Raw genomic sequence first — 10,066 nt, forward strand, 5'->3', positions numbered from 1 at the left:
CGCCCTCGAGCCTGCTGATCGGCGAGCCATGACCTCGACGCGTCGCCTCATGTTTTGCGTCCTGCTCGCCTTTCTTGCGGCGATTGGGGGGGTTTTCGTCGGGCGTGCGCTGTTGCCCCAGCCCGAGCAGCCCGGCACCGCGCTCCACGAGGTGTTGCACCACAAGCTCGCGCTCGATGCCAACCAACAAACCCGGTTGAAGGCGCTGGAAGATCGGTTCGCGGTCCAGCGGCGCGCGCTGGAGCTGGAGCTGCGGGCCGCCAACGCCCGCTTGGCCGAGGCGATCGAAGCCGAGCACGGCAACGGCCCGAGAGTCACGGCCGCGGTCGATCAGAGCCATGCTGCGATGGGCGAAATGCAAAAGGCGACGCTCGCCCACATCTTCGCGATGCGGCAGCTTCTACGCCCCGACCAGACCTCCCAATTCGACGACGCGGTGGTGAAGGCGCTCACCGACGGTCAGGGGTGAGCCTCGATTGGACCGCGCTGTCCGATGGGGAGCTGGCGACGCTCAGCATCGCCGGTCGACAGGCTGCCTTTGCCGAGATCGTTCGCCGCTATCGTCAGCCGGTGTTCCGGCTCGCACGAGCCTGCGTCGGCGAACCCGACGAGGCACTGGACCTCGTGCAGGAGACCTTCGTCGCGGCGCATCAGGCGCTACCGAGATACGACGCGCAGCGCGCGATGAAGGCGTGGCTGTCGACGATCGCCATCAACAAATGCCGTGATTGGGCAAGGAAGCGCACGGTGCGCCGCTTCCTCTCCTTTGCGCTTCCGATCGACGGCCAAGCCGATGCTATCGTGGACGATCAGGTGCCGATCGATGACAGTACGGCCGACCGCCAGGAGCTGGACCGCGTCACGTGGGCCATCTCCACCCTGCCGGCGAACCTGAAGGAGCCGCTGGTGCTCCGGACGATCGAGGGGTTAAGCCAGGCGGAAACGGCCGAGGTGTTGGGGATCAGCCAGAAGGCTGTGGAGACGCGGCTGTATCGCGCACGTGCGCGCCTTATGGAAAAGTTGAACTCGGGCTGAGGGATGCCCAGCGAGCACGCGTAGAAGGGATGAGACGGGCCGATATCGGCCCCACCTTACTAGGAGTTTCCATGTCGCGCGTTCTCGACCGCCGCCAGATGCTGCGCGGTGCTGGTCTGGCAGGAGGCGGGCTCGCGCTGTCGGCCTATATGCCGGCGTGGGCGCAGCCCGTGTCCGCCGGTATCGCCAAGCCGTTGCCGACCGTTTCGGGCGACGACATCACGCTGAAGGTCGCGCACCAGATGATGATGATCGACGGGCGGCAGAGCCACGCGATCGGTATCAACGGCACCGTCCCTGCGCCGCTCATCCGCTTGCGTGAGGGGCAGAATGTCCGCCTCCATGTTGTCAACGAGCTGGACGAGGAGACCTCGATCCACTGGCATGGCCTGCTCGTGCCGTTCCAAATGGACGGCGTGCCCGGGATCGCCTTTCCCGGCATCCCGGCCCGGTCGACTTTCACCTACGAGTTCCCGATCATCCAGAGCGGGACGTATTGGTATCACAGCCATTCCGGGCTTCAGGAGCAGGAAGGGCATTACGGCCCGATCCTGATCGATCCCAAGAACCCCGACCCCGTGCAGTTCGATCGCGAGCACGTCGTCGTGCTGTCCGACCACAGCTTCCACCACCCGCACTACCTCTTCGATCGGTTGAAGAAGGAGTCGGGCTACTTCAACCGCCAGCGCCAGACCCTGGCCGGGCTTCTCGCCGGCAAGGATCAGTCGCTGAAAGAGCGGTTGGAGTGGGGCAAGATGCGGATGGACCCCGCCGACGTCGCCGACGTCACGGGCTCGGTCTACACCTACCTGGTCAACGGCTACGGCCCCAAGGACAATTGGACCGCGCTATTCCGCCCCGGCGAGCGGGTGCGGCTGCGCTTCATCAACGCCTCGTCGATGACCACCTTCAACGTCCGCATTCCGGGCCTGCCGATGACGATCGTCGCGGCCGATGGCTTGAACGTGCGCCCGGTCGAGATCGACGAGTTCCAGTTCGGCCCGGCTGAGACCTATGACGCGATCGTCACCCCGCCCGACCTGCGCGCCTATACGCTGGTCGGTGAGAGCATCGATCGCTCCGGCATGGCCCGCGCGACGCTCGCCCCGCGTGAGGGCATGGCGGCCGAGGTGCCCCCGCTCCGCAAGCGCCCGCTCGCGACCATGAAGGACATGGGCATGGGCGGCATGGATCATGGCACGATGGACCACGGCGCCATGAATCATGGTGCTATAGGTGGCGCCGCGGGATCGATGTCCGGCATGGACCATGCTGCGATGGGGCACGGCGCAGGTACCGGCGCGATGCCGGATATGGATCATTCGCAAATGAACCACGGCGCGGCCGGCGCCGCAGCAGGCGGCATGGCGGGCATGGACCACGGCCAGGCTCAGGGCGGCGCCATGGCAGGAATGGATCACGGCTCCGGCACGATGCCGATGATGAACGGCGATCAGATGGGCGGGATGGACATGGGCGGCATGAGCCATTCCATGCGCGATTTCAGCAATGCCCCCGAAGTGAAGAAGGGACCGGGCGTGCAGACCATCTCGCCGATGCCGGTCGATCGGACCGGCGATCCCGGGCAGGGGCTGGAGAATGTCGGGCACCGCGTTCTCACCTATCGCGACCTGATGGCGCTCGACCGCAACCCGGACACACGCGCACCGGAGCGGGAGATCAAGCTTCACCTCACCGGCAACATGGAGCGCTACATGTGGGGCTTCGACGGCGAGAAGCTGTCGGAGAACCCCGACCCGATCACCCTCCTTCACGGCGAGCGGGTGCGGGTGACGCTCATCAACGACACGATGATGGGCCACCCGATCCACATCCACGGCCACTTCTTCGACCTGGTGACGGGTAAGGGTGCCTATGCACCGCGCAAGCATACCGTGCTGGTGCAGCCGGGCGGCACCGTCAGTTGGGACGTCACCGGGGAGGAAGGCGATTGGGCTTTCCACTGCCACATGCTCTACCACATGCACGCAGGGATGATGCGCGTCGTCCAGGTCCGTAAGGCCGGGGAGGCCGCGGCGTGAACCGGGCGCTCCTTCTCGTCGGCTTCGCGCCCCTCGCCCTCGCTGCCCCCGCGGTCGGGCAGACCATGGACCATTCCATGCACAACATGCCGGGCATGACGATGCCGGCAAAGCCGGCAGCGAAAGCAGCTCCGAAGTCGAAGCCGAAGGCCACGGTCAGGCCCGCTACCAAGCGTAAGGCGCCCGTCCGAAGTACCGCTCCCCGTCGCGCGCAACCGGCGAAGACGCCGGCCGCCGATCCTCATGCCGGACATGACATGAGCGGGATGCAGGGGATGGACATGGGCGGCCAGCAAGGAGCCGCGCCCGCGCAGGACCCCCACGCCGGCCATGACATGAGCGCGATGCCGGGCATGGCGATGCCCGGCAATCAGCCCGCCGTGAAGGTCGGGACCGACCTTCCCCCCGGCAACAAGCCCGCTCCCGCCCCTGCCGGGGATCACCTCGCCGACCGTTTTTGGGGGGCGGACGCCATGGCCAACTCGCGCGAGAACGATCTGCGCCGCGAGCATGGCGGGATGACCGTCTACCAGATCCTCTTCAACCTCGCCGAATATCAGGCGCGCAAGGGAGGCGACGGCTATCGCTGGGATGGCGAGGCGTGGATCGGGGGCGACATCAATCGCTTCACGCTGAAGACCGAGGGCGAGGGCACGTTCGGCAAGCCGCTCGACCAGGCCGAGGTGCAGGCGCTCTACAGCCGCGCGCTTGATCCCTACTGGAACCTCCAGGCGGGCGTCCGCTACGACTTCAAGCCCAATCCCTCGCGCACCTACGCGACAGTGGGGATCGAGGGCCTGGCCCCGGGCTGGTTCGAGGTAGAGGGCGCGCTGTTCCTGTCCGACAAGGGCGACGTGCTGGGTCGCGCCGAGGGCTATTACGACCAGCGCATCACCAACTGGTTTGTGCTCCAGCCCCGGGTGGAAGCCAACTTCTCCGCTCAGGACGTGCCCGAAACCGGCACCGGCTCGGGGCTCACCGACCTCGAGGCCGGGCTTCGTCTCCGCTACGAGGGGCGTCGCGAGTTCGCCCCCTATATCGGCGTGTCATGGGAACGGCAGTTCGGGGACACGGCACGCTTCACTCGCGCACGTGGTGACAACACGGGCGGCTTCAGCTTCGTCGCGGGCGTGAGGACCTGGTTCTGAGCCCGCGGCTGCGCCTCCATATCGGTGCGAGCAAGGTCCACCGTTGGCTTGCTCTCCTGATCGGAGCGCAGGTGATCGTGTGGTTTACCAGCGGGCTCATCATGAGCCTGCTGCCGATCGACACGGTACATGGCGATCACCGCATCGATCGCAATTCCGAGCCCGTGCTTTCGACCGCCCAGGCATTCGCGCCCGTCCCGGCGCTGTTGTCGGCTGCCGGCGCGCCGGTTCGCCAGCTCCAGCACCGCGTGCTGCTCGGTCGACCTGTAGTGGAGGCCCAGCTTGCGGCCGGCGGTATTCGGTTGCTCGACGCTCGCACCGCAGCCTTGCTCCCGCCGATCGACGCGGCGACCGCTGGCACTATCGCCAGGAGAGCGTATCGCGGCAAACCCGTCGCCTCGACCGTCGACCGGATCGAGCGGGCGAGCACCGAGTATCGGGGAGCGCTGCCAGCATGGCGCGCTTCATTCGCTGATGCCGATGCCACCCGCATCTACGTCGCAGCCGAGACGGGCCGGCTGACGTCCGTGCGCACCGGAACGTGGCGGTTGTACGACTTCTTCTGGGGCCTCCACATCATGGACTGGACCCAGCACGAACGGTTCAACACGCCTTGGCTGAAGGCGTTCGCTGCCGGCGGTCTCGTGTTCGGTGTGTCCGGCGCGATCCTTCTGTTCATGCGCTGGCCGCGTCGACGGCGAAAAACTCAAGGGGTGCGGCAGGGAGCCGCGTAAGACTCTTTGGGCGGGGTTCTAGAGTAGTGCGCGCGATGGACCCCAACGACCACCAGTCAGGCCAAAGCGGCGGGATGGGAATGAGCTACGGACGGTTCGCCGCGATGATCGCGACCTCCACCGTCGTCATGTTCGGGCTCATGTACCTGAACACTTATGCGTTGAGCCACGTCGAATACAGCCAGACCAGGACATGGATGGCGATCGTCATGGGCGCGGTGATGGCGATCATCATGCTCGGCTTCATGTGGGGCATGTACCCCAACCGGCGTGCCAATCTCGGCATCGTCGCCGGTGCGATCGTCGTCTTTGCGGGCGCTTTATGGCTTGTCCGCAGTCAGGAGACCGTGGGCGACGTCGCCTACATGAAGGCCATGATCCCGCATCATTCGATCGCGATCATGACCAGCGAGCGTGCGCACATCAAGGACCCTGAAGTGCGTAAGCTGGCGGACGGAATCATCGACGCCCAGGTGCGTGAGATTACTCAGATGAAGCGGGCCATCGCTCGCCTCGAAGCACACCCTGTGCCCGACAATGCACCCGATCTTCCTTCCTATCGGGACAAGCAGGTTGCTCCTCCCCCGCCGGAAACGGACGAGAGCGTCGGTGTGAACACGTTTCAGCCGATCCGTTAATCTCAGCCGCCCTGAGGGATTGCGCGTCGGGGCGCGTATCATTTTCACGGGCGGGGGCCACGTGGAGAAGCCAGATGAAGATGATCGCGACTATGACCGCCGCCCTGCTTGCCGCCTCGCCTGCGCTCGCCCAGCAAGCCGGGCACCAGGGAATGAACCATCAGGGCATGAACCATGCGGGCATGATGCAGCCGACCGCGGCTGATCCCTACGGCCCGGACATGATGAAGATGCACGAGCGCATGATGGCGGCGAAGGGTGCCGATGCTGGTGAGACATGGATTCGCCAGATGATCGAGCATCATCGCGGTGCGGTCACGATGTCGCAGACGGCGCTCCGGAGCACCCAGAACGCCGAAATCCGGCGCGAGGCGCAGAAGACTGTCGACAGCCAGAACCGTGAGATCGCGACGCTGAATGCGATGCTTCGCAAAATGGGCAAGCGCCCCCAATAATGGACGCAAGCCTGGCCCTCCTTCACCGGTAAGGGGGGCTGGCTTTCGAGGAGTTGAGAATGAGCCGATCTTTCCGCGCCGCCATGGCCGTGTTGTTGATGGGCGTGCCTGCGGCAGCGATGGCCGCGGCTGACATCACCATGCACCGTGATCCGGGTTGCCCGTGCTGCGAAAAATGGGCGCAGCAGGTGAAGGCGCAGTTCGGCCGCGCCGTGCGCGTCGTCGACGATGCAAACCGCCCGGCGCTAATGAAGGCCCGCGGCGTGCCCGGCGACCTCGCGTCATGCCATACCGCGATCATCGACGGCATGATCTTCGAGGGCCATGTGCCGATCGCCGACATGAAGCGCGCGCTGGTGACCAAGCCAAAAGGCGTGACCGGGCTCGCGGTGGCAGGGATGCCGATGGGATCGCCGGGGATGGAGATGCCCGGCATGAAGGCCCAGGCATATGACGTGATCGCGTTCGAACCGGGTGGACGTCGCATCTACGCCCACCACGGGTAAGTAGCGGCGGGAGCGGATCACCGCTCCCGCCGCCCCTGTATCAGTGCTTCATGCCCGACATGTCGTGGCCGGCATGGTCGCCGTGCTTGCCGTCCTTCATGCTGGCGCAGCAGTCGCCCTTCTTGCCGTCCTTTTCCTTGCAGCAGTCCGCACCGTCCTTGCAGCACGCCATGTCAGCACAGCAGGAACCGGCCGCGAATGCGACGCCGGGGATCGCCAGTGCCAGGGCGGCACCGATCAGCTTGAACTTGGTCATCAGTAACTCCGTCGATTGAAAGTGTGGGATCGGGATCGTCACACGGTTCGCAGAGGAGGCGTGGCCGGGGGGATTGGGATACCTGCGAGGCCAACGACAGGCAGGGGGCGGAAAGCCATGCGTACCGGAGGGGCAGTGTCGGCCGGTGCCAGCGCACTGACCTGAACCGCCGTGCACGGGGTCGAGCATGCCGCCTGCTGCGGTGCCTTCCCCGGCTTTGGTTTGCCCTCGCAACCTGACATTTCCGACGCGACCGGCGAGGCGTTTGCAACGGCCTCGCAGATCGGCCCCAGGCGCATGACCAGCACCACCGCCAGCACGGCCAGAGCCGCGAGGCGGAGCATACCGGCAAGACGGGGCAGTCGGCGTTCCATGCTTGCTATCGGCCCCGACAGACGACCGATGTCAATGTGCGATCGAGAGCGCTGCCGGCGCCACGACCATCCAGAGTGCCATCGCGACCATCATCACGTTCTCAGTGAGCGACAGGAAGCCGAGCGGCACGTTGCTGTCCCCGCCCACGCAGGCGCACTTCAGCTCGCGCTTGTCGACATAGACCGCCTTGATGACCGACACCGCGCCGATTGTACCGATGACTAGCGCGATCGGCACCGACAGCCAGGTCAGCGCACCCGCGGCCATCAGGACGCCCGCCGCCCCTTCCGCGTAAGGATAGACATAGGAATAGGGCACCCAGCGCTTCGCTAGCAGATCGTAGTTGAGGAACATGCTCGAAAAGCTCTCGACGTTCTGGAGCTTGAGCATGGCCAGGACGCACATCGAGAAGGCGATGAACCATTCGCCTGCGCGCACAGTGAACGGCGTGCCGAAGGCGGCATAGCTGGCGGCGAGCGCCATCAGCGCCGTCATGGTGAACACCGCGATCACCGGCCGATAGGTGACGGCCTTGGGATCGCGAACCGCCTTGCCGAAGAAGCGGCGCAGATCGTCATAGCCGCCTACCCGCTCGCCACCGATGAAGGTTTGCGGGGTGGTCTTTACGCCGTGCTCGGCCTTGAAGGCGTCGGTTTCCTCCCGCGTGCGCAGCCAATGGTCTTCGACCTCGTAACCCTCGCGGCGCAGCAGGTCCTTCGCCTTTAGCCCGTAGGGGCAGGTGTGCGTCGGCATCACCATCCGATAGATCATCGCCTTCTTCGGCGCCAACGTCGCCATGTGTCTTCTCCGGCCTTTGTGCAGGACCTATATGGCGTCCGTACTATGGTACGGAGTCAAGACATGGCCGGCATGACGATCGCGGGGCTCGCGCGGGAAGGCGCCGTCGGGGTTGAGACGATCCGCTACTACCAGCGCCGGGGCCTCCTCGACACACCCGATAGGCCGAACAACTCCGGGTCGGGCGGCGGTATCCGTCGCTACGGTCCGGATGAGGTTCGCCGGCTCCGTTTCATTCGCTCTGCTCAGGTCGCGGGGTTCACGCTGGAGGAGATCGCCGAGCTGCTGCAACTCGATGCCACCGATGACCGCGCGCGAGCAAGGGAGATGGCGGCTGCCCGGATAGCAGAACTGGATCGCAAGATTGCCGAATTGGAAAAGGCACGCACCGCGCTCGCGCGTTTGGCGCACGATTGTAGCCGATCGGATGAAGGTCCCTGCCCCATCCTACTTGCTTTCGACCGATAAGGCGCTGCCCCGCGTTTCGCCGTCAGGGTCCAGGATCGACCGCCAGTCGCCCGGAGGCGGTTCAACCCAGGTCACAAGAAGGAAATAAAGGATGAGATTACCGACGAAGAAGCGATCACGCTCGGCCGATAGCGACGCCAGCCCGTGGGTAATCCTGATCCGTCTGGCGGTCGGGTTGGTGGTTTTCTTCCCCGAAGGCATCCAGAAGCTTGTGTTTCCCGATATTCTCGGCGCCGGCCGCTTTGCCAAGATCGGCATCCCCGCCCCCGAGATCATGGGACCCTTTGTCGGCGTAGTCGAGCTGGTGTGCGGCACCCTCATCATCGTTGGTCTGTTCACCAGGCTGGCAACGATTCCTCTGATCGTCACGATGGTCGTGGCGTTAGTCTCGACTAAGCTCCCGATTTTGCTTGGAGAGGGCTTCGGGCCGTTCAGTCTCCCCGACTTCAAGCGCTACGGCTTCTGGAGCGCACAGCACGAATCCCGCGCCGATCTGACGATGCTCCTTGGCTGCCTGTATCTGTTGAACGTCGGTGCAGGCGATTGGTCACTCGACCGGCGCTGGTTCGGAAAGCGCACCGAGCTTTAAACGACTTCGGATCGCCGAAGCTGTCGTTACAGCGCAGCGCAATCGGAATGCTGAGCATCTTTGTTCTGAGCAGGCAGGTCGGTTGTTCGATGGACATCAATGTCCGATCGACTGCGCCGTTTAGATTGGTGTCACAACCGTCCGGTTGTGAAACCGACGCGCTAACGCCCGTTTTCCGCGAGGTTCAAGATGTCAGAAGTCCGCGTCAGATTCTCTACGTGGAGAATGAGCGCCCATCTGGGGCAGACCTGCCAACTGCAGCCGGTTCGTACCTGCCGAGATGAACAAGCGTCCGTTTCCGGAAAGGGGAAAGATGGCGCTGAATGACCGCAATTGGGTCGTCTCAACGAAATCGATTTAGTCATGATGAGCCGAATAGGTTGCGGAAGCGACGTGGCTGCGAGCGTAGATACTGGGGCGGGGCCTTTACCTGGGTACCGAGATACGCGGCCGCGTGCCATGGCCAGCGCGGATCATAGAGGATCGTGCGGGCGAGCGCGATCATGTCAGCGTCGCCGGTGCCGATGATCGCTTCCGCCTGCTCATATTATCTGAAGTAATTGGTCATGCGGAGCCTTACCCAACTATTGTCGGGCAGCTCGCAATCTGTCTGGTCAGGGCTTAAAATAACTCCGCTGGACGATGCTTGGCTGATCACTGAACGGGTCCGCCGAGATCGCGCCATAGTAGGCTATGCTCCTGGCTTGCTTGATCCACGTCGGAACAGCGTAAGCCGGTCGACCCTCTTCGGCGGTCCGTAGTGCTCGCCCGAGCAGCCGGACACCTCTCCGCCCACGCTGTGAATGCAGATCCAGCTACCTGGTCCGTTGCTGTTCGACTGGAGAGCAACATCCTATATAGTCCGGCGGTGACGTGCTCAGATGGGGCAACAGACACAGTTCAAGGACGTAAGGCGGGGGAGCACGTGCGTAGGCGTATGCAGAATGGGCTCAATCGACCATGCCGCTGACGCTCACTCCGGTATCCCATGGCGAACTGTGTCACGGCTCTCGGTGGGTAAT

12 protein-coding genes and 1 pseudogene are annotated in these 10,066 nt (G+C 64.4%); 10 read left to right on the plus strand and 3 right to left on the minus strand.

Annotation, left to right across the window (positions count from 1 at the left end):
• Nucleotides 1–28 precede the first annotated feature (28 nt).
• The 8 genes from Q0U08_RS13215 (at nt 29) to Q0U08_RS13250 (ending at nt 6,558) form a co-directional block, all read left to right on the plus strand.
• Entirely contained in the window at nt 29–469 is a 441-nt protein-coding gene (locus tag Q0U08_RS13215; protein WP_298091868.1) for a periplasmic heavy metal sensor, read from the plus strand.
• Nucleotides 466–1,035 (plus strand): RNA polymerase sigma factor, encoded by a 570-nt coding sequence (locus tag Q0U08_RS13220; RefSeq protein ID WP_298091859.1) that lies wholly within the window; start codon nt 466–468, stop codon nt 1,033–1,035. The genes Q0U08_RS13215 and Q0U08_RS13220 overlap by 4 nt, the downstream gene beginning before the upstream one ends.
• Nucleotides 1,036–1,106: 71 nt before the next feature.
• Nucleotides 1,107–3,077: a copper resistance system multicopper oxidase gene (locus Q0U08_RS13225; RefSeq protein ID WP_298091860.1), complete on the plus strand. Its 1,971-nt coding sequence runs from the start codon at nt 1,107–1,109 to the stop codon at nt 3,075–3,077.
• A 77-nt stretch (nt 3,078–3,154) separates the two neighbouring features.
• Nucleotides 3,155–4,225, plus strand: a complete 1,071-nt coding sequence (locus Q0U08_RS13230; RefSeq protein WP_298091869.1) for a copper resistance protein B — start codon at nt 3,155–3,157, stop codon at nt 4,223–4,225.
• A 20-nt stretch (nt 4,226–4,245) separates the two neighbouring features.
• Nucleotides 4,246–4,959: a PepSY domain-containing protein gene (locus Q0U08_RS13235; protein ID WP_367271133.1), complete on the plus strand. Its 714-nt coding sequence runs from the start codon at nt 4,246–4,248 to the stop codon at nt 4,957–4,959.
• 35 nt (nt 4,960–4,994) lie between these two features.
• Nucleotides 4,995–5,597: a DUF305 domain-containing protein gene (locus tag Q0U08_RS13240; RefSeq protein ID WP_298091862.1), complete on the plus strand. Its 603-nt coding sequence runs from the start codon at nt 4,995–4,997 to the stop codon at nt 5,595–5,597.
• 11 nt (nt 5,598–5,608) lie between these two features.
• Entirely contained in the window at nt 5,609–6,052 is a 444-nt protein-coding gene (locus tag Q0U08_RS13245; RefSeq protein WP_298091870.1) for a DUF305 domain-containing protein, read from the plus strand.
• 59 nt (nt 6,053–6,111) lie between these two features.
• The gene (locus tag Q0U08_RS13250) at nt 6,112–6,558 is read left to right on the plus strand and encodes a DUF411 domain-containing protein (RefSeq protein ID WP_298091863.1); all 447 of its coding nucleotides are present in this window, start codon (nt 6,112–6,114) and stop codon (nt 6,556–6,558) included.
• 40 nt (nt 6,559–6,598) lie between these two features.
• Here Q0U08_RS13250 and Q0U08_RS13255 read toward each other — a convergent pair whose 3' ends face one another.
• Both Q0U08_RS13255 and Q0U08_RS13260 read right to left on the minus strand, forming a co-directional pair.
• A complete protein-coding gene (locus Q0U08_RS13255; RefSeq protein ID WP_298091864.1) occupies nt 6,599–6,814 on the minus strand; it encodes a hypothetical protein in 216 nt (71 codons plus the stop codon).
• Nucleotides 6,815–7,219: 405 nt separating this feature from the next.
• The gene (locus Q0U08_RS13260) at nt 7,220–7,987 is read right to left on the minus strand and encodes a glutaredoxin (protein ID WP_298091865.1); all 768 of its coding nucleotides are present in this window, start codon (nt 7,985–7,987) and stop codon (nt 7,220–7,222) included.
• Nucleotides 7,988–8,050: 63 nt separating this feature from the next.
• Here Q0U08_RS13260 and Q0U08_RS13265 point away from each other — a divergent pair, with 63 nt between their 5' ends.
• On the plus strand, nt 8,051–8,455 hold the full coding sequence (locus tag Q0U08_RS13265) for a MerR family DNA-binding protein (RefSeq protein ID WP_298091866.1): 405 nt from the start codon (nt 8,051–8,053) through the stop codon (nt 8,453–8,455).
• Between the two features lie 91 nt (nt 8,456–8,546).
• Nucleotides 8,547–9,044, plus strand: coding sequence for a DoxX family protein (locus Q0U08_RS13270; protein WP_298091867.1), 498 nt, complete (start codon nt 8,547–8,549; stop codon nt 9,042–9,044).
• 361 nt (nt 9,045–9,405) lie between these two features.
• Here the strand turns inward: Q0U08_RS13270 and Q0U08_RS13275 are convergent.
• Nucleotides 9,406–9,591, minus strand: a pseudogene (locus Q0U08_RS13275) (oxidoreductase); the annotation flags it as partial.
• Between the last annotated feature and the right edge of the window lie 475 nt (nt 9,592–10,066).

Source organism: uncultured Sphingomonas sp., from assembly GCF_946477935.1.
Lineage (GTDB): Bacteria > Pseudomonadota > Alphaproteobacteria > Sphingomonadales > Sphingomonadaceae > Sphingomonas.